We start from the raw sequence: 21682 nt of genomic DNA, 5'->3' as shown, positions 1-21682 counted from the left end.
CCGCCGCCACCGTCCTGCGCGAGCCCGTCCGGTTCACCGCCCTGGGAACCTGACCGAGCCCGGCGAAACCGTCCGAGGAGGGGGATGCCGCTCGTCCGGGCGCGGCCTAACATGTGACGAATGGCCGATCTGACGGGTGGGGAGCGCCGGGATCCGCTGAGCGCGCCACGGCGGCCGGTGCCGCCGGACCTCGCCCGGCGGGCGGCCGCCTTCCAGGCCGGTCACGGCCAAGCGGTCGCGACCCGCGACGCCGCCACCGTCGCGCTGCTCCGGGACGCCGAGAACGGGACGGGCATCCAGGTCTGCCTGCTGCGCCGGGTGTCGACGATGGCCTTCGCCGCCGGCATGCACGTCTTCCCCGGCGGGACGGTGGACCCGGCCGACGTCGCCGCCCAGCCGCGGTGGTTCGGCACCGCCGAGACGGGCTCCGCGACAGACTCCGCGACAGCCATCGGAACGGACACGGGAACGGACGTCGGAACGGACACGGGAACGGACGTCGGCGCGGCCCTCGACGCCGAGCCGGCGCTGGCCCGCGCCCTGGTGTGCGCCGCCGTGCGGGAGACGTTCGAGGAGAGCGGCGTGCTGCTCGCCGGGCCCGGCACGGACAGCGTCGCCGACGTCACCGATCCCAGCTGGGAGACCGACCGTCTCGCGCTGGAGAAGAGGCAGCTCAGCATGGCCGCCCTGCTGGCCCGCCGGGGCCTGGGCCTGCGCGTCGACCTGCTGCGCCCGTGGGCACGCTGGGTGACTCCCGAGGTGGAGCCCCGCCGGTACGACACCCGCTTCTTCATCGCCGCCATGCCGGTCGAGCAGCGGACCCGCCCGATACCCGGCGAGTCCGACCGGCTGCTGTGGCTGTCACCGGCCACGGCCCTCGCCGAACACCTGGCGGGACGGCTGGCGATGCTGCCGCCCACCGCGCACACGCTGCGGGAACTGGCCGAGCACGCATCCGTCGCGGCCGTCCTGGCGGCAGCGCGCACCCGGGACCTCCGCCCGGTGCGTCCGAAGATCCTCATCCGTGACGGAGAGGCTCACCTGCTCCTCCCGCACGACGACGGCTACGACCTCCTCCCGGACAACGACGGCCCCGGCCGCACACCCGGCCCCGGTGGACGCGGCGGGGATTCCAGCGCGCCGCGGCCGCCGCGGCCGGCCCGCACGCCACCCCCCGCAGCCTGACAGGGCAGGCCGACGGCACGGACAGCCCGCGGCCCGGCACGGCGCGTCCGACCCCGCGGTGCGGGCGTCCGGCGGGCCGGCTTTCCCGGGCATACCCGTCCGAACCGGAATGACACGGAGCTGTCCGGCCAGCGGTTTCCGCAAGATTCACTCTTGATGATGCCGACGGGCTTCGGCCGGCACACGCCGCGAGCAGTTCTTAGGAGTCCTTGACAGTTCATTGTCCACCTTGTCTACTGACTGCGTAGACAAACGTGAGTATTCCGGCGGCAAAGGAGATCTCCCGATGCCCAGGCTCTCCCGCGGCGACCGGTACGGCCTGGCGCGTGACACGAACTGGACGTTCGGCTGCGTCGACGAGGCCGACGTGTTTCCCGAGGAGCCGCCGTACCGCGTAGTTCCAGCCGTACCGGGATTCCGGACAGGGATTCCGGCCGCGTAACGCTGACAGACCGGTCACCACGTCAACAGACACGTCAACAGATCAGTCACCACGTCAAAGGAGCGTTGCAGATGTCTGTTCTGCCTGAAGTCATCGCGGCCAACGCCGAGTACGCCGCCTCGTTCGGTGACAAGAGCGAGCTGGCCCTGCCGCCGGCGCGGGGCTTCGCCATTCTCACCTGCATGGACGCCCGGCTGGACCCGGCCAGGTACGCCGGGCTCAGCGAGGGCGACGCCCACGTGATCCGCAACGCCGGCGGGCGCGCCAGCGACGACGCGATCCGCTCGCTGGTGATCTCGTACAAGCTGCTGGGCACCAAGGAGTGGTTCGTCATCCACCACAGCGACTGCGGGATGGAGTTCTTCACCGACGAGGTGATCCGCGGCCTGCTCGCCAACAGCCTGGAGACCGCCGCCCTCGGCGACCAGGGCTTCCACGACGTCGGCACCGGCCCGGGCGCCCGTGAGGGCGACTACATCGACTGGCTGACGATCTCCGACCAGGCCACCAGCGTGACCGAGGACGTCCGCCGGGTCCGCAGCCACCCGCTCGTCCCCGGGCGTATCCCGATCTACGGCTACATCTACGACGTCAAGAGCGGCCTGCTCGTCGAGGTCCCGACCGCCACCGAAGCCGGCCGGGCCTCATAGCCCGGACCGCCTCATAGCCCGGATCACAGGCGGCAGGCGGCACAGGCCGGCCGGGACCGGCGAGGCGGCACAGGCCGGCCGTGCGCCTGAGCCGGCCCGCACGCGGCGGTCAAAGGCCCGGGGTGCGGTCAAACCGGGGCGGCTTCAGTATTCTGGGCGGGTCGGCGCTGAACCTGCGCCCCGGGTCGCGGGTACGTCGGACGGTGGGTCTGATCCGCCTCGCCCGGGCACCTCCACCGGCCCGTCGACGACAAGCGCACCGGCTTGTCGACGGCGAGCCGCACGCTGGAGCGTGCCTGTCGGCGCGGCCGTGAACCGGAGGTTCAGGCCGCCACCTGCCCGCGGGATCCCGGCCGTCCGGGGTGCTGCGGGCAGGCACCACCCCAGCTCGCGACGATCGCCATGGTGCGTGACTCATCATCCGGGAGAAGGCATTGGATCGTTTCGCGTACCGGGACGGCGTGCTGTACGTGGAGGACGTCGCCATGGAGGAGATCGCGGCCCGTTTCGGCACGCCGGTCTACGTGTACTCGCACGGCACCCTCGTCACCCACCTGCGGCAGGTGGCGGACGCGTTCGCCGAGCTCAAGCCGCTGATCTGCTTCTCGGCCAAGGCGCTGAGCAACATCCACCTGCTGCGCGGCCTCGCCGCGGCGGGCGCCGGTGTGGACGTCGTCAGCGGCGGCGAGCTGTACCGGGCGCTGCTGGCCGGGGTGCCCGCGCCGCGGATCGTCTTCGCCGGCGTGGGCAAGTCCGACGAGGAGCTGCGGTACGCGGTGCGCTCCGGCATCCGCTGCGTCAACGTGGAGTCCGAGGGTGAGATGCGCGCCCTCGCCCGGGCGGCGGCCGACTGCCAGCTGCCGGTGGGGGCGGCCGTGCGGGTCAACCCGGACGTCGCGGCCGGCTCCCGCACCCCGGCCAAGACCACGACCGGGCGCCGCGGCGGCAAGTTCGGGATCGACCTCGACCAGGTGCACGAGGTGTACCGGCTGGCCGTGGAGGACCGCTGGCTGCGGCCGGCGGGCCTGCACTTCCACATCGGCTCCCCGATCTTCGACCCGCGGGCCTACGGCGACGCCCTGGACAAGGTGCTGACCCTGGCGGAGAAGCTGACCGCCGACGGCGCCCCCGTCCCGACGATCAACATCGGCGGCGGTTTCCCCGCGGACTACGAGGGAGCCGGCGTCCCGGGATGGCCGGACTTCGCCGCCGTGATCGCGCCGAAGCTGCGCTCCTTCGTGGCCGCCGGCGGCACGGTCGTCATGGAGCCCGGCCGCTCGATCGCGGCCAACGCCGGCGTGCTGCTGGCCGGCGTGCGCTACCTGAAGACCTCCGGCTCACGGAACGTCGTGATCACCGACACCGGGATGAGCCACCTGATCCGGACCGCCTTCTACGACACGTTCCACTTCCTGTGGCCGGCCCGGCCGCAGGGCGGCCTGTCCCCGGTGAGCCGTACCGGCGAGCACGACCAGCCGGGCCTGACACGCTACGACGTCGCGGGCCCGGTGTGCGAGTCCAGCGACTACCTCGCGAAGGACCGGCTGCTGCCGCCGCTGCGGCCCGGGGACGTGCTGGCCGTCTTCACCGCCGGCGCCTACGGCATGACGATGGCCAGCCACTACAACAGCCTGCCCCGCCCCGCGGAGGTGCTGGTCGACGGCGGGGACGTCCGGCTGATCCGGCGCCGCGAGACCTACGAGGACCTCGTCCACGCGGAACTGGACACCGCCCTGGAAGACGCCGTTCTGGAAACCGAGCCCGCCAGCTGAACGCCGGCCAGGCGGCACGCATCCTGTCCGCAACCACCCGCGCAGGACATGCTCGGCGCGAGTTTGTTGTCGTGCGCGCTTTTGGCCGCGTCAGCGTACACAGTGACAAACTCGCGCCGATCTTCTCCCGACGCGTGCCGCTGTTCGCGGGGACACGTGCGGGTCTCCGATGCCGCCGTGGGACGGGCAGCCCCGCGCCGTCAGCCGGTACCGGCGCCGGGACGGCCGCTGGCGGGACGGCCGCTGGCGGGACGGCCGCTGGGGGGATGCTCGCTGGCGGGACGGCCGCCGCGCGGGTGCTCTTCGGGTATCCGGCCGCTCCGGAGATGGCCGGTCAGGTTGTACTCGGCCAGGCGCAGCCGTCCGGCGTCCGCCACCCAGCGGGTGACGGACGCGTTGGCGACCGAACCGCTCAGCGCCACCAGCTCGGCCTCGGTCAGGCCCTCGAGAACGAACCGGAACATGATCACGACGGCGTCGTGCGCGGCGACGAGCACCCGGCGGCCGGCCTGCTCCCGGCAGGCGTCCCGCAGGAAGCTGCGCAGCCGCAGCGCCACGTCGGTGAGGGACTCACCGCCCGGCGGCCGGTAGTAGAGCTCCCCGAGATGGGCCCGCCGCCGCACCTCGTCGGGAAACCGGGCCTGCCTGGCGGCCGAGGTCAGCCCGTTCAGCACGCCCGTCTCACGGTCTCGCAGCCGCTCGTCGAGGCGCGGCGGGGGGAGCGGGTGGCCGGCGCGGGCCAGCTCGTCGCGCACGGCACGGGCGGTGTCGTGCGCGCGGGCGTACGGCGAGGACAGCACGACCTGCGGGAGACGTTCCGGCGGCAGCGAGGCGAACCAGCGGCCGAGGTCGCCGGCCTGCTCCCGGCCGAGCGGCGACAGCGGGACGTCGGGATTCCGCTCGGTGACACCGGTGTCGAACGCACCGGCGGCCTCGGCCGCGGCGAGGGCCGCGTTGCCGATGCTCTGCCCGTGCCGCACCACGACGAGTTCCGCCGGCACGCCCCACGCGGCGGCACCATCTGCTGTCGCTATGTGCACGATCACAGCGTATCCGCAATACTTGAACACAGCCGCGACAACCGGGTCGTGATCCGTCCCGGAACCAGCCGAAACCCCGGCGGGACGGACCCGATCCATGCTGCCCTGAGACATGGGGCAGGACGAAACCGGGGCGATCACACGATCGCACGATCAGCGGAGGGCCGCTCGACGCAACGTCAACCGGAACGTCAGGTAGATACGCGACACCACACCTGTAACGGCGCCGTGAAATCGAGATCACAGATGCTCATGCAATCGACAACGGGTAGACAGTACCGATGAGCACTTTCCGCGTGTGGGTGCCAGATGCCAAGACGGTAGGTGTAGCCACCAGCACGGACGGTCGCGAAACCATCCACGAGATGATGACCGACGAGGGCGGCTGGTGGTGGGTCAACGTGCCCGCGGCCGGGCACGGCACCGACTACGCCTTCCTCGTCGACGGCGACGTCGACGAGCTGCCCGACCCGCGCTCGGCCTGGCAGCCGCACGGCGTCCACGGCCGCTCCCGCCTGGTCGACCACTCGCTGTTCCCCTGGTCCGACAGTGCCTGGCGGGGCATCACGCTCGCCGGCAGCGTCCTCTACGAGCTGCACATCGGCACGTTCACCCCGGAAGGCACCTTCGACGCAGCCATCGGACGACTCGACCACCTCGTGGCGCTCGGGGTCGACGCGGTCGAGCTGCTGCCCGTCAACGCCTTCGCCGGCCGGCACGGCTGGGGGTACGACGGCGTGGACCTCTACGCCGTCCACGAGCCCTACGGCGGCCCGGACGGGCTCAAGCGCTTCGTGGACGCGGCCCACAGCCGGGGCATCGGCGTGATCATGGACGTGGTCTACAACCACCTCGGGCCGGACGGCAACTACCTGGCCCGGTTCGGCCCCTACTTCACCGACTCCCACGTCACGCCCTGGGGGCCCGCGGTCAACCTCGACGCGCCCGGCTCGGACGAGGTCCGGGCGTTCATCGTCGACAACGCGCTCGGCTGGCTGCGGCACTACCACTGCGACGGCCTGCGGCTGGACGCGGTGCACGCCTTCGCCGACAACCGGGCCGTCCACCTGCTGGAGGAGATCACCACGGCGGTGCACAGCCTCGCCGCCCAGCAGCGCCGGCCGCTGTTCGTCATCGCCGAGTCCGACCTGAACGACCCCCGGGTGGTCACCGCCCGCGAAGCCGGCGGGTACGGCCTGGACGCGCAGTGGTGCGACGACGTCCACCACGCCCTGTGGGCGGCGCTGTCCGGCGAGCGCCAGGGGTACTACAGCGACTTCGGCAGCCTCGCCACCCTCGCCAAGGCGATGGAGCACGCGTTCGTCCACGACGGGACGTACTCGACGTTCCGGGGGCGCTCCCACGGCCGCCCGGTGCCGGGCCACCTGCCCGCCCACCGGTTCATCACGTTCCTCCAGGACCACGACCAGGTCGGCAACCGGGCGGTCGGCGACCGGGCGAGCGCGACGCTGAGCCCCGGCCTGCTCAAGGTCGGGGCCGCGCTGCTGCTGACCTCCCCGTTCACGCCGATGCTGTTCATGGGCGAGGAGTGGGGCGCGACCACGCCCTGGCAGTTCTTCAGCGACCACGACGCGCCGGGCCTGGCCGACGCCGTCCGCAAGGGCCGCCGCGGCGAGTTCGCCGCGCACGGCTGGGGGCCCGACGAGATCCCCGACCCCCAGGACGAGGCGACGTTCGCCCGCTCCAGGCTCGACTGGTCGCAGCTGAGCGTCCCCCGGCACGCCGGGCTGCTGCAGTGGCACCGGCGGCTGACCGCGCTGCGCAGGACCCTGCCCGGCCTCACCGACCCCGCCCTGCCGAAGGTGCACTGCACCTTCGACGAGGACGCCCGGTGGTTCGTGCTGCGCCGCGGGCAGGTCGCCGTCGTGTGCAACCTGTCCGACCGGCGCCAGCCGGTGCCGGTCGAGGGTGTGCCCTTCGACATCCCGGCCGCCTCCGCCACCGGTTTCACCTTCATGCCGGGACGCATCGAACTGGACGCCGAGTCAGTCGTGATCGCCCGGCTGCTCTGAACGCGCCGGAATTCGTCCCGCCGGCCCGGGCCGGCGGGACAGGTTTTCCCCGGGCCGCGTTTCCCGCGGGCCGGGAAAACCGCCCCGCGAGCGGCATGAATCCATGCGGGGACGCGCGGCCCGCGGCACAGGGGCCCACGCGGGCCGTGTGCGCCCCTGCCCGGTCCGCACGGATCATCCGCCGATACGCGTGAATCAGCGCGAATAAGCACGAATACGCATGAACCCACGTTGACATGCACAAGAAGACGCTGATACGCACAAATACATGCGAACTTGTATGTGTGCGCGTGAATATGTGCAGACACGTCCCGATGTGCGCCGGCCCGCGTGTGCGCGCCGGCCCGCGTGTGCGCGCCGGCCCGCGTGCGTGCCGGCCCGCGTGCGTGCCGGCTCCCGTCAGAGCCGCCGGTCCTGCTCCTCGGCGCCGGACAGCACGAGATACAGCAGCCCGAGGATGCAGACGGACAGCACCAGCACGACGACCAGCAGAACGATGTAGTCCGTCATCCGTCCCCATCCCCTCCGGGCCGCCTCCGACGCGACGGGCCGGCGACGACGCGGACCCGGCCGCGACCACCACCCGGCTGCCGGGTGCGGCGGCGTCCCCCGATGCCCACCGACATCCGTCGGCATCCATCGGCATCCGCCGGCGATATGTCCACCGGGGTGCTCGGTCGGCCCGGCGCGCTCGGCCCGTGTGGCGACAAGTGTCCCGCCACCCGGGCGACGGGACAACCGTCGCGGCGCCCACCCGGGCGGCTGGGGGCTGGGGGCTGGGCGGACGGTCAGCCGCCGGTGCTCGCCGAGCCCTCCCGGACGACCATCTCGTCGGACCCGCCGTCACGGGCGAGCGCGGACAGCCGCGACACCGCGCGCTGGAACTTCTTGCGGTGCGGGCCGGCGAACATCTCCGGGGAGAACAGCTCGTCGAAGGGCAGGCCGGACGCCGCGACGGGCAGCGACCGGTCGTAGAGCCGGTCGGCGAGGACGACCAGCCGCAGCGCCACCGCCTGGTCGACCACCTGGGCCACCCCGTGCAGGCAGACCAGGCCGACATCGTCGACCAGCGCGCCGTAGCGGGACGGGTGCAGCTCGCCCAGGTGCGCGCACAGGGTGGCGAAGTCATCCTCGCTGGCGGTCGGGATGGCCGCGGCGCGACGGCTGACCTCCTGGTCGTCCAGGGGCACCGGGGGCTTGGGCAGGCCGCGGTGGCGGAAGTCCTCACCCTCGACCCGCAGGACGTGGAACTGCGCGGACAGCCCCTGGATCTCGCGCAGGAAGTCGTCGGCGCCGAACCGGCCGGCCCCGAGGTCCTCCGGCTGGGTGTTGCTCGTCGCCGCCAGCCGGACACCCGACTCCACCAGCCTGGTCAGCAGCGTGGAGACGAGGACGGTGTCGCCGGGGTCGTCCAGCTCGAACTCGTCGATGGCCAGCAGCCGCAGGCCGGCGAGCGCGTCCACTGTCCGGGCGAACCCGAGCGCGCCGACCAGGGAGGTGATCTCGACAAACGTCCCGTACGCCTTGGGCCCCGGCGCGGCGTGCCACAGCGAGGCGAGCAGGTGGGTCTTGCCGACCCCGAAGCCGCCGTCGAGATAGACCCCGGGACGGGTGGGGCCCGCGCCGGCACCGGCGGCCACCGGCCCGCCGTGGCGGGTGCTGCGCCCACCGCTGTTACGGCGGCCGAAGCGCAGCAGGCCGCGCCCGCCGGCGGGCTCCCCCGCCCGGCTGCCGCCGGCGACCCGGCTGGCGAACTGGCCGAGTGCCACGACGGCGGCGGCCTGGCTCGGCTCGGCGGGATCCGGCCGATAGGTGTCGAAACGGACGTCGTTGAACCGCGGCGGTGGCAGCAGGGCCGCGACCAGATCGTCCGGGGGTACCTGAGGATGGCGGTCGACCAGACGTTCCGGCATTTCCACACCTTACGAAAAACCATCGGGCTGATGTTGTCCCAAGAAGTGTCACGCGAGCGAGCTCACATCTTTTTCGCCCCGGACGCTGTGACTTCCGGTCTCCCGCGTCCGGTCCGGTTGCTTTTCAGAAGGCACAATGGACGGCGCGGGCCCGGACAACCCGGGAAGACACGGCAACGGCACAGCACGACACGACACGACAACGGCACAGCACAACAACGGCACCGCACGGCGCAGCCCTGGAAGGCGCAGCGGCCCGGTGCGCCCCGGTGAGAATAGAGTTGCCGGAGTGCGCCACCTGTTGTCCGGCAATGCCGATGTCGCGGCCAGTACCCACTCGGCGGGCAGCGCCGATGTCACGGACGGTGCCGGCGTTACGACCGGTGCCGGTACCAGCAGCGGCGCCGTGGGCGCCGTCGACCTGGACGCCTGCTACCGGCTGCCGCCGCTCGCCGCCGGGCAGGTGCACGTCCGGTCGAACTTCGTCTCGTCGGTCGACGGGGCCACCGAGGTCGACGGCCGGTCCGGCGCCCTGGGCGGGAGCGCCGACCGCCGGGTCTTCCGGCTGCTGCGCTGGCTCGCCGACGTCGTCCTCGTCGGTGCCGGCACCGTGGTTGCCGAGGACTACGGGCCGGTCATCGTCCCGCCCGACCGGCGCGAGCGGCGGGTCGCGGCCGGGCAGGACGCGGTCCCGCCGGTCGCCGTCGTCTCCGCGGCCCTGCGGCTGGACCCGTCCGCCCGGCTGTTCGCCGCGCCGGTGCGCCCGCTGGTGCTGACCTGCGAGGCCGCGCCCCCCGCCCGGCGCAAGGCGCTCGCGGAGGTCGCCGACGTCCTGGTCTGCGGTGAACGCAGAGTGGATCCCGCTGTGGCCCTGCGTGCCCTGGGCGAGCGAGGGCTGGGCCGCGTCCTGTGCGAGGGCGGGCCGTCCCTGCACGCCGACCTCGCGGACGCCGGCCTGCTCGACGAGCTGTGCGTGACCATTGCCCCGCTGCTCGCCGGCCCCGACCATCTGCGGATGGTCCGCGGCCGGCGCTGGCAGGCCCCACTGACGATGACGCTCAGTCAGGTCCTCGAGGAGGACGGCAACCTGTTCCTGCGCTACCTGCGCCGCTGACCAGCCGCGCGGCCACCGTGCGGCCACCGTGTGGCCACCCGTGGCGGACCGTGTCCAGAGCGGGTCGTCGCTCAGAGGAGCATGCCGGCGCCGACGGTGGCCCCGGTGGCCTCGTCGATGAGGAGCACGCTGCCGGTCGTGCGGTTGCGCCGGTACGGGTCGAAGCACAACGGCGCGGTCGTGCGCACCGTCACCCGGCCGATATCGTTCAGCCGCAGCTCGGCGACGGAGTCGTCCCGGTGCAGGGTGTCGACGTCCACCCGGTAGGCGATATTTTTGATCACGCTGCGGACGGACCGGGTGGTGTGCTTGATCGCGAGCCGGGCCCGGGGCCGCAGCGGCGCGTCCACCATCCAGCAGACCATCAGGTCGATGTCCTGACCGACCGCCGGCTGGTTCGCCGGCCGGGCGATCATGTCCCCGCGGGAGACGTCCAGGTCGTCCTCGAGCCGGACCGTCACCGACATCGGCGGGAACGCCTCCGCCACCGGCCCGTCATAGGTGTCGATCGCGGCGATGCGCGAGGTCAGCCCGGACGGCAGAACGATCACCTCGTCCCCCGGCTTGAGAACACCGCCGGCGACCTGGCCGGCGTAGCCGCGGTAGTCGTGCAGCTCGTCGGTGCGCGGCCGGACCACCCACTGCACCGGGAAACGGACGTCGATGAGGTTGCGGTCGGAGGCGATGTGCAGCTCCTCCAGGTGGTGCAGCAGCGAGGTGCCCTCGTACCAGGGGGTGCTCGGCGACCGGGAGACCAGGTTGTCCCCGCCGAGCGCGGAGATCGGGATGGTCGCCACGTCGACGATCTCCAGCTTGGCGACGAACGCCCGGAAATCGTCCTTGATCCTCTCGAACACGCCCTCGTCGAAATCGACCAGGTCCATCTTGTTCACGCACAGGACGAGATGGGGGACCCTCAGCAGCGACGCGAGGAAGGCGTGCCGCCGGGTCTGCTGGAGCACCCCCTTGCGGGCGTCGACCAGCAGCAACGCGAGGTCGGCGGTGGAGGCGCCGGTGACCATGTTGCGGGTGTACTGCACGTGGCCAGGGGTGTCGGCGAGAATGAACGACCGTTTCGGGGTGGCGAAGTAACGGTAGGCGACGTCGATGGTGATGCCCTGCTCACGCTCGGCCCGCAGCCCGTCGGTGAGCAGCGCCAGGTCGACATAGCCGTCCCCACGTTCCCGGCTGGTGCGCTCCACCGCGGCCAGCTGGTCGGAGAACAGCGACTTGGTGTCGAACAGCAGCCGTCCGATCAGCGTGGACTTGCCGTCGTCGACAGAACCCGCGGTGGCGACCCGCAGCAGTTCCCTCATCACACCTCTCCAGAACGCGTCCGGGCACCCGGAACCAACACCTGCGACACATCCGTCACGGTCATCGCGACCGCCACGGCCATCGGAAGGTCGAAAGAACTGCCCCGGCCATCGGAGGACGACCGCCGCAGCAGCCCATCGGAACCGCCGCAACGGCCATCAGAAATAGCCCTCCCGTTTGCGGTCCTCCATCGCCGCCTCGCTGACCCGGTCGTCGGCCCGGGTAGCGCCGCGTTCGGTGATCCTGGTGGTCGCGACCTCGGCGATCACCTCGTCGACCGTCACCGCGCCCGACGCGATCGCCCCCGTGCAGGACATGTCACCCACCGTCCGGTAGCGGACCTGGCGGGAGAGTACCCGCTCCCCCGCCAGCGGCGGTGTCAGCGGGGTCACCGCGAGCAGCATGCCGTCGCGCTCCACCACCTCCCGGGTGTGCGCGTAGTAGATCGACGGGATCTCCAGGTTCTCCTGCGCGATGTAACGCCAGATGTCGAGCTCGGTCCAGTTCGACAGCGGGAACACCCGGATGTGCTCGCCGGGCCGGTGCCGGCCGTTGTAGAGCGACCACAGCTCGGGACGCTGGTTCTTCGGGTCCCACTGGCCGAACTCGTCCCGGAAGGAGTAGAAGCGCTCCTTCGCCCGGGCCTTCTCCTCGTCCCGCCGCGCCCCGCCGAAGACGGCGTCGAACCTGTTCTCCTCGATGGTGTCGAGCAGCACCGGCGTCTGGAGCTGGTTACGGGAAGCGCCGGGACGGGTGTCCTCGGTGATGGTGCCGGCGTCGATGGCGTCCTGGACGGAGCCCACGACCAGGCGGGCGGACAGCTGCACGGCCCGGGCGTCCCGGAAGGCCATCACCTCGGGGAAGTTGTGGCCGGTGTCGATATGCACCAGCGGGAAGGGCAGCTTCGCCGGCCAGAACGCCTTCTCCGCGACCCGGAGCATGACGATCGAGTCCTTGCCGCCGGAGAACAGCAGCGCGGGACGCTCGAACTCGGCCACCACCTCGCGGAAGATGTGGATCGCCTCGGACTCGAGCGTCTGCAGATGGGTGAGCTCGTAGCCGATCGCGGGCACGCGGAATCCCCCGTCGAGAACAGTGGCGAAAGCCGGCGGATGATTCCACCCAACGTAGCCCACGAAGCGGCCCCCGGGACAGCGACTCCGGCGGGCGCGCGGCGACCAGCGGCCAGTAACCGTCGATCACTGATCGCCAGCCACTGATCGCCAGCCACTGATCGCCAGCCGGTGGCTGCCAGCCGGTGGGCGGCCGCTCGTGACCGGCACCGATCAGCCGGCACCGATCAGCGTCAGGATCTCGGCGGCCAGTTCGGGACGGCAGACCAGCAGGTCCGGCTGGAACGGGTCCGCCCGGTTGTAGACCAGCGCGGATCCGTCGAGCCGGCTGGTGTGCAGGCCCACCGCGCGGGCGACGGCCACCGGCGCGGCCGAGTCCCACTCGTACTGGCCGCCGGCGTGCAGATAGGCGTCTGCCGTGCCACGGACGACCGCCGCCACCTTCGCGCCGGCGGAACCCAGCGGCACGACCGTGCCACCCAGCGCCTCGGCCACCGTGCTGACCAGCGTGGGGGCCCTGGTCCGGCTGGCCACCAGCCGCGGGCCGCCACCACCTGCAGGCGGGGCGGGGGCGACAGCCGGGGCAGCCGGGGCAGCCGGCCTGTTGGTCGTCAGCGTGACGCCCTGCGCCGGGAGCGCGACAGCGCCCACGGCCAGCTCGCCGTCCTGCCACAGCGCCACGTGCACCGCCCAGTCGCAGCGGCCCGGCTCGCTGAACTCCCGGGTCCCGTCCAACGGGTCGATGATCCACACTCGGCGGGCGGTGAGCCGGGCGGGGTCATCGGCCGCCTCCTCGGACAGGACCGCGTCCTGGCCGCGGTGGCGGGCCAGCGCGGCCGCCAGCAGCGCCTGCGAACGGGTGTCGCCGGCGTCCCGCAGCGCGGCGGGATCGGCGAACCCCCGCTCGGCACGGATCCGCAGCAGCAGCGCGCCCGCGTCGGTGGCCAGCCGCGCCGCCAACGCGGCGTCATCGAGCGCGGGAACGACGCGGGCCGGGCCACCGGCAGCCGGAACAGCGGCGGCCGGGACGCCGGACGCCGGGCTGGCGGCAGCCGGGACACCGGACGCCGGGCTGGCGGCGGATGGGTCGCCAGCCGCCAGGGCACCGGATACGGGATCATCGGATGGGGAGCCGCCGGGGGCGGGCCCACCCGTGGCGGCGTCTACGGATATGCCGGGGGCTCCCCCGCCGGCGTCCGCCGGCCGCTGGCTGCTCATCAGCGGAAGTGTGCCACCTGTTGTGACGGCGGGCGGCGCGTCAGCCCGTCACAGGCGGCGGGATACGCACGCCAACCGTTACCGTCACCGGTGTGCGTACCACCGGTGAGAGGACCGCACTGCTGGTCGACGAAGCGCGTGCCGCGGAACTGACCGCTGCCTCGCTGCGCTGGCAGTCAGTGACACTGAGCGCTGTTCAGCTCGCGGAACTGGAGCTGTGGCTGTCCGGTGGGTATCCACCGCGAGGCGGCCTGCCACCAGCGCACGGACGCAACGGCCCAGCCGGCCCAAGCGGCCCAGCCGGCCCGGCCAGTTCCGCTCGGACGCCCTCGACGGCGCCCTCGCCGGCATCGGTCCCAGCGCCGATCTCCCCGGTACCGGCCTCGCCGCTGCCCGCGCAGCACCCGGCACCGCAGCACCCGGCATCGCAGTACATCGTGGACGCCGGGGGCGCCGGCGCCCAGGACGCCGAGAAGTTCCAGGCCGGTTCGACGGTCGCCCTGCGGGACTCCGAGGGCGTCATGCTCGCCGCGCTGCACCTGACCGAGGTCGTGGGCTCGGCCCTGTCCGGGACGGTCGAAGGGCTGCGGCTGCCCGAGCATCCCGACTATCCGGAGCTGCGCTTCACCCCGGCGGCGCTGCGCGCGGAACTGCTCCGGCGCGGCTGGACCGCCGCGGACGAGCCGGCGCCCGTCGCGGTGTGGGCCGACGGCCTGCTGCACACCGCGGACCTGGACCGCATCGAGGCGCTGGGCGCCGGCGGCGACGCTGTCGTCGTACTCGCCCCGGTCGGCGGGGCCGACTCCGCCGACGCCCGCCACCACCTGCGCATCCGCTGCCTGAAGGCGGCGCTGGCCACGATCGGCGACGTCCGGGCCATGCTCGCCCTGGTACCGGTGCGGCCGGTCACCCGTCTGACGGAGTCGGTCGCCTTCGGCCCGGAAAGCGTCATCCGCCCCGAGACCGTCACGGGCAGCGACAGGCAGGCGGCTGCCGGCCACAGCGGCGGCCACGCTGGCGGCGGCGGTGGCGGCGGCGGCGGTGACGGCGGTGACGGCCAGTACCGGCGCGGCGCCAGCCCGGAGATCGACGACCGTGACAGTGAGCCCGCCCTCGCCGGGGAGCTGGCCTACCGGATGCAGGTCTGCCTCGCCTACGGATTCAGCGCGATGACCGCGGGCCCGGCGCCCAGCGCCCCCGGCGCGGCCGCGCTGTCGATGCTGCTCGACCGCGGGACACGGCTGCCACCGCCGCTGACCCCGCCGGCGGTGGCGGCCGAGCTGGTCCGGGCGCAGCCGCCGCGCGGCGAGCGGGGCCTGACCGTGCTGTTCACCGGGCTGTCCGGCTCGGGCAAGTCGACGCTTGCCAAGCTGCTCGTGTGCCGGCTGCTGGAACGCGGGGACCGCAGGGTCACCCTGCTCGACGGGGACGTCGTCCGGCTGCACCTGTCCAAGGGGCTGGGGTTCTCCCGCGAGGACCGCAACGCCAACGTCCTGCGGATCGGCTTTGTCGCGGCGGCCGTGACCGCCGTCGGCGGGACCGCCGTCTGCGCCCCGATCGCCCCCTACGACGACGTCCGCCGCCAGGTCCGGGCGATGGTCGAGGACAGCGGCGGCGGGTTCGTCCTGGTCCATGTCGCCACCCCGCTCCAGGTCTGCGAGGCCCGGGACCGCAAGGGCCTCTACGCCAAGGCCCGCGCCGGCATCATCCCGTCCTTCACCGGCGTCTCCGACCCCTACGAGGAACCCACCGACGCCGACATCGTGATCGACACCGTGGACGCCTCCCCCCACGACGCCGTCCAGACCGTCCTCAGCCGCCTGCGCACCGACGGCTGGCTGGCCCCCTGACCCCGTCCCGTGCCAAGAACCCCACATCAGCGCACCGGCCGGCCGGCCGCATCCCGTCCGACTGGTGAAAGCCACCTCACGTCACGCATGAGAGTGAGGGCGGAAACGGCTGCTGTGGCGACCGTTTCCGCCCTCACTTCCATGGCCGGACCGTTTACGATCATGAAATTCCGGCCGGCTGGGGCAGGTCGTTCCCGCCGTCCCGGCAGCGGTTGTCACCGACGGCCGGGCGGCATGCGTGCCGGGGAGTCAAAGCCGGCGCATACGGTGGCAGCAGTCGACGAAGGCCCGTGAGACGCTGTCGAGCGGGACGCCGGTGAGCACGCTGTCCGCCACGGCGCTCGCCGCGTATGCCACGGTCAGCGCCCGGGCGGGGGCATCCAGCACCGGCCACGGGTCGGCGTCGGGCGGCACGGCCCGGCCGCCGGCGGCGGTGTACCCGCGCAGGAACCGGCCCCACGCCGCCGGCGCCAGCACACCGGCGGCGTACCAGGCGGCCGGCCGGGCGAGATCCCACACCGGGTCCCCGGCGCCGAGATCGTCGACGTCGATGATCCGTAACCCCCGGCCGTCGAGCCGCAGCAGCTGGCCCAGATGCCAGTCCCCGTGCACGAGTACGCCCCCGGGCGCGGGGGCGGAGACGGGGGCCGCCCGGGCCAAGTGGTGGATCATATGGGTCGTACGAGTTGTGCGGGCCGTCCGGGTGCGGCCCGCGCGCGGGTGGGCGCCGGCCGTCTCCTCGGACAGGAGCGTCGCGTACGCGGCAAGGACCTCCCCCACGGCAGGGTCGCCGCCGGCCGAGGCGGGCAGGCCGGACAGCTTCGCCATCGCGCGCTCCACACCCCGGCGGACCCTCGCCGGCGGGACGGGCCCCCGCGGGGGTACCGCGTGCAGCCGGGCGAGCAGGGCCGCCGCCTGCTCCCACGGCAGGTCGTCGACGGCCGTCTCGGGTATCGCCGCGGGATCGTCCGGATACAGGGGCGTGCCCACCGGCCAGGCGCTGACGAGCCGGCCGCGGGCCCGGGTGAGCAGTCCCGGCGCGTCCGCGCCCGGGATGGGCAGGGGCGCGAGCAGGCTGTCGCTCAGCCGGGGATCGGCCGCCAGGCTCAGCCGCAGCGCGAGCTGCGCCGGATCCGTCCCCGGCGCGTGGGCCTTGAGGACGGCGTCGCCGTAACGCACCAGCAGCCTGTCGTGGCGGGCGGACAGGACAGCCGCGGCGGCCGGTTCCCGCTCCCCCACGACCCGCCGGCCGACCGCGGCCAGCGCGGCCACCAGCTCGGCATCGACGGCTCCGCCGCCGGTACGCTCACCCATCCGCGGGCCCGGGATCCGGGCACTCGGCGCTCACGGACCGATTCAACCAGGCCGCCCCGGACGGGACCGTGAACACCGGCCAACGAGCACCGGACGGCCGCGACGCCGGCGGGAACCAGCGGCCCTCCGGACGAGAGGAACATCCGCCATCCACCATGACGGCCCGGGGGCCGTCGGCACGGGAACGCAGGTTCGCGGCGACGATCGGGTCCATACCGTTCCTCGCTCAGTCCCTCGCGCGGGCCGTTCGGCATGTCGGTCCAACATGCCAATATCAGCATGTCGATCCGGAATATCAACCCGAAATGTCGACACGGTGTGCCGCCGTTGCGCGCCGGTAGGTGGTTCGGCGGCACACCGTGTCAGTGGACGGACAGCTCGTGGATGACCGGTGGATGGCTGGCGGGTAGCCGATATGGGCTCGGTGGGTGTCAGGTCAGTAGGCACCTTCCCGGCGCACCACCGCGAACAACGTCCGCCACAGGATGACGAAATCCATCGCCAGGGACCAGTTCTCGACATAACGCAGGTCCAGGCGGACGGACTCGTCCCACTCCAGATCGGACCGGCCACTGATCTGCCACAGCCCGGTGAGACCGGGCTTGACCATCAGCCGGCGGTGCACGTCGCCTTCGTAGCGGGCCACCTCCGCCGGCAGCGGCGGCCGCGGGCCGACCAGCGACATGTTCCCGTTGAGGACGTTGAACAGCTGGGGCAGCTCGTCGAGCGACCATTTGCGCAGAAAGCGGCCGATGGGGGTCACCCGCGGGTCGTCGCGTATTTTGAACAACAGGCCCTCGGCGCGCTCGTTCGCGGCGCGCAGCTCTTCCAGACGCTCCTCGGCATCGAGGTACATGGAGCGGAACTTGTACATGCGGAACGTCTCGCCGCTACGGCCCACCCGGGTCTGTTTGAATATCGCCGGGCCACGGCTGGTCACTCGGATAGCGATACCGACCGCCAACAGGAACGGCAGTGCGAGCAGCACCGCGGCCAACGCGAAAACGCGGTCGACGCATGCCTTGAGAACCCGGCGGGCACCGGTGAGCTCGGGTTCCTCGATATGCAGCAGAGGAAGCCCGGCGACCGGACGGATCGAGATCCGGGGGCCGGTGACGTCGGTGAGCGCCGAACTGACAAGAACGTCGATGTCGCTGCCCTCGAGGGCCAGCATCACCCGGCGGAGCGTTTCACCGTCCATCTGTGGGCAGATCGCGACGGTGGTCGCCATGGTCGCCCCGATGGCGGTGTGCAGGCTTTCCAGCGTCCCCACTATGGGAACGCCGAGCAGGTCGAAGCCGCTGCGTTCGAGCCGGTCGTGGCTGTGCCGGCCGGGCAGGCGGTCCAGGCAGACGCCGACCATGGACCAGCCCGCCGTCGGGTCGCGCTGGGCCAGCCGGACGAGGGTCGCCGCGGCGTCACCGGAGCCTATGACCAGGACTCTGTGCAGGCAGCGCCCACCACGGCGCATACGGTGCAGGATCCCCCGCCCGCAGCAGCGCCCGACGACCGCGAGCAGCGTCGCCATCGGGAACGCGATGAGGACGTAACTTCGGGCGATCTCAAGTTTCGTCGCGTAGGAGATGACCGCGACGCACGCGGTGAGCCGGGCGGACGCGTTGATGACCCGCCTGAACTCCTCCGAACCACCGCCGAGAAAACGCCCTTCGTAGGCGCGCCCGAACGCCATCGACAGCACCCAGGCCAACGGCAGTACGCCGCTCATCACAATATACGGCCAGGACGACGCAGGGTTGTCGCCGAAACGCACCAGGAAGGCCATGAGCGCCGCCAGGACGCAGCCGGCCGCGTCGAACATCGCGAGCAGCCGGACGTATCTGCGCTCCCAGCCGACCTGGGCCCGGTAGGCAATATCCTTCTGAACCGTCTCCGGAACCGGCGGTAACGGCTTTGCCGACCGGCTGGGCAGTCGCTGCCGGACGAGCCGGGAAACGTCGACGAAAGCAGGGTCGTTGTGCGGCCAGACGCTGAGGACGGGTATAACGGGTGCCGCTGCGGCACCCGTCGGCGTCCGCGCGCCATCGGGCATGGTTTCTGTCACTGCCAGTCCCCCCCAGGACTCGGGCAAGTTACTGTCCGCTGGGATTGAAAAATTTTGGTTTGCTTCGGTCCGGGCCAGGAGGCTACCCGGCCGGCATGCGACCGGACACCTTCCGCAACCATTACGCGCGGCCGTCCCTCCATGGCACACGGACGCCCACGTGAATCGTTACGGCCACCGTGGAAAAACACGGACGGTATCGAGACCAGTCCTTACCACGAACCGTCCGGCGACCACCGGACATCGCTCCACGCCCATCGAACTCCCCCACCCGGACAGCCGGCTGACAACAACGGAAAAAATATACTGGCACTGCTGGACAGATAATCCAGCAACCTCCTTGCGACTACAGAAAGCAACTGGCCGGATGGTACGGACAAACGGCCGTGAACATGTGGCGGATACTAGCAGAGGCGTCGCACGGTTCACGGCATGAGGCAAACCCACCCGGCAGTCGCCGACAGGCGGCAGGCGACAGCCTTAATTGCAACGTAATGCCCTCTTTATCCGGGGGGAACCGGGCGGACGGAGGGCCATATGCTCACCACATACACACGAGAAGATGCGGAAAGTTATTCCCCTGGCGAGGCAACGCCATTTCGCTGCGAAAAGTTATTCCGTAGCTACTGAAAGAAGCGGAGGCGTGAGGGAAGCGCCGGTGCCGGCACCCGCATCCGCCAGGGGCGGAGCCGCGACCGATGCCGCGGCCGACGCCGTGGCCGAACCGGCACCCGGCTGAACAGGCACCCAGCTAAACAGACACCTGGAAAAACCAGCACCTGGCCACGCTCGCGCCCGGCCAAACCCGTGCCCGGCCAAACCAACGCCCGACCAAACCAACGTTTGGTCAAACCCATGCCCGGCTGAACCAACGTTTGGCCAAAACGGCGCCCGGCCAGGAGGCCGGGGCTCATCCGGCGAGAAGCCGGTACGTCCGGCGAACCGCCCCGGGGCGGCCTATAACAGGACCGTCTCTACGGCAGGACCGCCCGTGACAGGGCCGCCTACGGCAGGGCCGCGACGAGGTCGGCGACCGGCTTGCGGACACCGGTGAAGAACGGTGTCTCCAGGCGGGTGTGCGCCCGCGCCCGGCTGGCGCGCAGGTGCCGCAGGCAGTCGACGATCCGGTGCAGCTCGTCCGCTTCGAAGGCCAGCAGCCACTCATAGTCACCCAGCCCGAACGCGGCCACCGTGTTCGCCCGGACGTCGGGGAACTCCCGGCCCATGATCCCGTGCTCGGCGAGCATGCCGCGGCGTTCGTAGTCGGGCAGCAGGTACCACTCCAGCGACCGGTTGAACGGGTAGACGCACACGTACGCCTTCGGGTCCTCGCGCCGGACGTAGGCGGGCACGTGGTTGCGGTTGAACTCGGCCGGCCGGTGCAGGCCGACCGACGACCACACCGGTGCCAGCGCCCGCCCGAGAGCGCTCTGGCGGAACCGCTGGTAGGTCTCCTGGAGCAGGTCGGGGTCGGGGCTGGTCCACCACAGCAGGACGTCGGCGTCCGCCCGGTAGCCGCTCAGGTCGTAGACGCCCCGGGTGTAGACGTCCTTGGCGAGCGCCCCGTCCAGCAGGTCCTCCACCTCGGCCGCGATCGCCGTCCGGTCCGCGGGCAGGGCGTCACGCGCCGCAAAGACCGACCAGGACGTGTAGAGCAGCTCGGCGTTGAGATCCCGGGCGGAGGGGACGGGACCGCCTCGGGAGCTCCCGGTCGCGGGAGTCTCGGTGATGGCTGTGGGAGTCTCGGGCATGGCCCAATTGTCGCCTACCGGGCCGGCGGAGGCCCGCGGGTACCCACGGTTGCGCGCGGAGCCCCATCCCACCGGCCGTGATCATCTGCCGGGCCGGCAGGGGCCCGCCAGCACCCCACGGGCACCCCCGGAGCCCGGTCACCATCCACGAACGAGCCACCGTCCACGAACGGGCCACCGTCCGGGAACGGGCCCGGCACCCGGGACGCCGGGTCACCGACCGGAAGCGGACCACCGCTCAGGCCGGCCGCGGACCGCGAACGGGCCGCGTCCGGAACGCCGGGTCACTGGCCGACCCGGACCGCATCGTCGGAACGCAGCACCGTCTCCGCCGCGGCCTCACCGGAGCGGACACACGCCGCGATGCCCACCCCGTCGTACCCGGCGCCGGCCAGCGCGAGACCGGCCGGCAGCATCCCGCGCACCACCGCCGTCCGCTCGAGATGGCCGGGCAGGTACTGCGGGAGCGCAGCGTCCCACCTGGTCACCCGGCTCGCCAGCGGCCGGGCCGTCAGGCCGGTCGCGGCGGCCAGCTCGGCCGCGACGACACCGGCGAGCTCGACGTCGGAACGTTCCAGATCGCCTTCGTCGCCGGCCCGGCCGACGCTCGCCCGCACGACGCTCAGGCCGGGGTCCGTCGACACGTGCGGCCACTTCGCGGACAGGAACGTGGCCGCCTTCATCACGTTGCCCTGGCTCGGCGGGACGAGGTAGCCGCTGCCCCGCGGCAGCTGTACCCCGCGGTAGAGCAGCGTGATCAACGCCACCGACGTGTACGGGACCGCGGCCAGCGGCGCGGCCACGTACGGCGCCACCGGGCTGAGCAGCCGCCGGGCCTCGGGCACGGGTACGGCGAGGATCACCGCGTCGGCGTCGACGTCCCAGGCGCTGTGTCCGCCGACGGCGTCGGCGCCAGGGCCGGCCGCGATGCCGGCCTCGATGTTGGCT

16 protein-coding genes are annotated in these 21682 nt (G+C 72.2%); 7 read left to right on the top strand and 9 right to left on the bottom strand.

From position 1 onward, the window contains the following. Positions 1–120 precede the first annotated feature (120 nt). The 4 genes from AC5LSR_RS07930 to lysA all read left to right on the top strand — a co-directional run bounded on the left by AC5LSR_RS07930 (position 121) and on the right by lysA (position 4049). Positions 121–1185, top strand: a complete 1065-nt coding sequence (locus AC5LSR_RS07930; protein ID WP_250282100.1) for an NUDIX hydrolase — start codon at positions 121–123, stop codon at positions 1183–1185. 286 nt (positions 1186–1471) lie between these two features. Continuing rightward, positions 1472–1627: a hypothetical protein gene (locus tag AC5LSR_RS07925; RefSeq protein ID WP_250282103.1), complete on the top strand. Its 156-nt coding sequence runs from the start codon at positions 1472–1474 to the stop codon at positions 1625–1627. A 71-nt stretch (positions 1628–1698) separates the two neighbouring features. Beyond that, complete coding sequence (locus AC5LSR_RS07920; protein WP_250282105.1) at positions 1699–2277, top strand: beta-class carbonic anhydrase; 579 nt, start codon at positions 1699–1701, stop codon at positions 2275–2277. Positions 2278–2711: 434 nt separating this feature from the next. Beyond that, on the top strand, positions 2712–4049 hold the full coding sequence (gene lysA / locus AC5LSR_RS07915) for a diaminopimelate decarboxylase (RefSeq protein ID WP_250282108.1): 1338 nt from the start codon (positions 2712–2714) through the stop codon (positions 4047–4049). Positions 4050–4249: 200 nt separating this feature from the next. Here lysA and AC5LSR_RS07910 read toward each other — a convergent pair whose 3' ends face one another. Continuing rightward, positions 4250–5119 carry a histidine phosphatase family protein gene (locus AC5LSR_RS07910; RefSeq protein WP_493468301.1) on the bottom strand — a complete coding sequence of 290 codons (870 nt, stop codon included), beginning with the start codon at positions 5117–5119 and terminating at the stop codon, positions 4250–4252. 251 nt (positions 5120–5370) lie between these two features. Here AC5LSR_RS07910 and treZ point away from each other — a divergent pair, with 251 nt between their 5' ends. Beyond that, a complete protein-coding gene (treZ, locus tag AC5LSR_RS07905; protein ID WP_250282112.1) occupies positions 5371–7122 on the top strand; it encodes a malto-oligosyltrehalose trehalohydrolase in 1752 nt (583 codons plus the stop codon). Positions 7123–7910: 788 nt separating this feature from the next. Here the strand turns inward: treZ and zapE are convergent. Further along, positions 7911–9035 (bottom strand): cell division protein ZapE, encoded by a 1125-nt coding sequence (gene zapE, locus AC5LSR_RS07900; RefSeq protein ID WP_493468300.1) that lies wholly within the window; start codon positions 9033–9035, stop codon positions 7911–7913. A gap of 289 nt (positions 9036–9324) precedes the next feature. Between zapE and AC5LSR_RS07895 the strand changes: the two genes are divergently transcribed. Then, positions 9325–10149: a pyrimidine reductase family protein gene (locus AC5LSR_RS07895; protein WP_493464695.1), complete on the top strand. Its 825-nt coding sequence runs from the start codon at positions 9325–9327 to the stop codon at positions 10147–10149. 71 nt (positions 10150–10220) lie between these two features. On the opposite strand, the gene AC5LSR_RS07890 is transcribed toward AC5LSR_RS07895, so the two are convergent. From AC5LSR_RS07890 to AC5LSR_RS07880, 3 genes are all read right to left on the bottom strand, one after another. Beyond that, on the bottom strand, positions 10221–11465 hold the full coding sequence (locus AC5LSR_RS07890) for a sulfate adenylyltransferase subunit 1 (RefSeq protein WP_250282118.1): 1245 nt from the start codon (positions 11463–11465) through the stop codon (positions 10221–10223). Positions 11466–11624: 159 nt separating this feature from the next. Further along, positions 11625–12539 (bottom strand): sulfate adenylyltransferase subunit CysD, encoded by a 915-nt coding sequence (cysD, locus tag AC5LSR_RS07885; protein WP_250282138.1) that lies wholly within the window; start codon positions 12537–12539, stop codon positions 11625–11627. 213 nt (positions 12540–12752) lie between these two features. Then, entirely contained in the window at positions 12753–13499 is a 747-nt protein-coding gene (locus AC5LSR_RS07880; RefSeq protein WP_250282140.1) for an inositol monophosphatase family protein, read from the bottom strand. A 350-nt stretch (positions 13500–13849) separates the two neighbouring features. On the opposite strand from AC5LSR_RS07880, the gene cysC reads away from it, so the two are divergent. Then, a complete protein-coding gene (cysC, locus tag AC5LSR_RS07875; RefSeq protein WP_250290853.1) occupies positions 13850–15607 on the top strand; it encodes an adenylyl-sulfate kinase in 1758 nt (585 codons plus the stop codon). A 249-nt stretch (positions 15608–15856) separates the two neighbouring features. Here cysC and AC5LSR_RS07870 read toward each other — a convergent pair whose 3' ends face one another. From AC5LSR_RS07870 to AC5LSR_RS07855, 4 genes are all read right to left on the bottom strand, one after another. Further along, a complete protein-coding gene (locus tag AC5LSR_RS07870; protein ID WP_250282120.1) occupies positions 15857–16921 on the bottom strand; it encodes a phosphotransferase family protein in 1065 nt (354 codons plus the stop codon). Positions 16922–17357: 436 nt separating this feature from the next. Further along, the gene (locus AC5LSR_RS07865; protein ID WP_445548331.1) at positions 17358–18983 is read right to left on the bottom strand and encodes a sugar transferase; all 1626 of its coding nucleotides are present in this window, start codon (positions 18981–18983) and stop codon (positions 17358–17360) included. A gap of 1004 nt (positions 18984–19987) precedes the next feature. Next, positions 19988–20734, bottom strand: a complete 747-nt coding sequence (gene hemQ / locus AC5LSR_RS07860; RefSeq protein ID WP_250282122.1) for a hydrogen peroxide-dependent heme synthase — start codon at positions 20732–20734, stop codon at positions 19988–19990. Positions 20735–21018: 284 nt separating this feature from the next. Next, the coding region (locus AC5LSR_RS07855) for a protoporphyrinogen/coproporphyrinogen oxidase (RefSeq protein ID WP_493468299.1) at positions 21019–21682 on the bottom strand (664 nt) is incomplete at its 5' end.

It is taken from the genome of Protofrankia sp. CiP1_Cm_nod4, assembly GCF_982290645.1.
Note: the sequence above shows the minus strand (reverse complement) of the source record. Positions and strands in the feature narration are given on the sequence as shown.

What these genes read in the sequence shown, in the direction of transcription:
- hemQ (WP_250282122.1), bottom strand. Translation starts at nt 20,734, where the DNA reads ATGCCCGAGACTCCCACAGCCATCACCGAGACTCCCGCGACCGGGAGC.
- zapE (WP_493468300.1), bottom strand. Translation starts at nt 9,035, where the DNA reads ATGCCGGAACGTCTGGTCGACCGCCATCCTCAGGTACCCCCGGACGAT.
- AC5LSR_RS07890 (WP_250282118.1), bottom strand. Translation starts at nt 11,465, where the DNA reads ATGAGGGAACTGCTGCGGGTCGCCACCGCGGGTTCTGTCGACGACGGC.
- AC5LSR_RS07925 (WP_250282103.1), top strand. Translation starts at nt 1,472, where the DNA reads ATGCCCAGGCTCTCCCGCGGCGACCGGTACGGCCTGGCGCGTGACACG.
- AC5LSR_RS07930 (WP_250282100.1), top strand. Translation starts at nt 121, where the DNA reads ATGGCCGATCTGACGGGTGGGGAGCGCCGGGATCCGCTGAGCGCGCCA.
- AC5LSR_RS07920 (WP_250282105.1), top strand. Translation starts at nt 1,699, where the DNA reads ATGTCTGTTCTGCCTGAAGTCATCGCGGCCAACGCCGAGTACGCCGCC.
- AC5LSR_RS07870 (WP_250282120.1), bottom strand. Translation starts at nt 16,921, where the DNA reads ATGGGTGAGCGTACCGGCGGCGGAGCCGTCGATGCCGAGCTGGTGGCC.
- treZ (WP_250282112.1), top strand. Translation starts at nt 5,371, where the DNA reads ATGAGCACTTTCCGCGTGTGGGTGCCAGATGCCAAGACGGTAGGTGTA.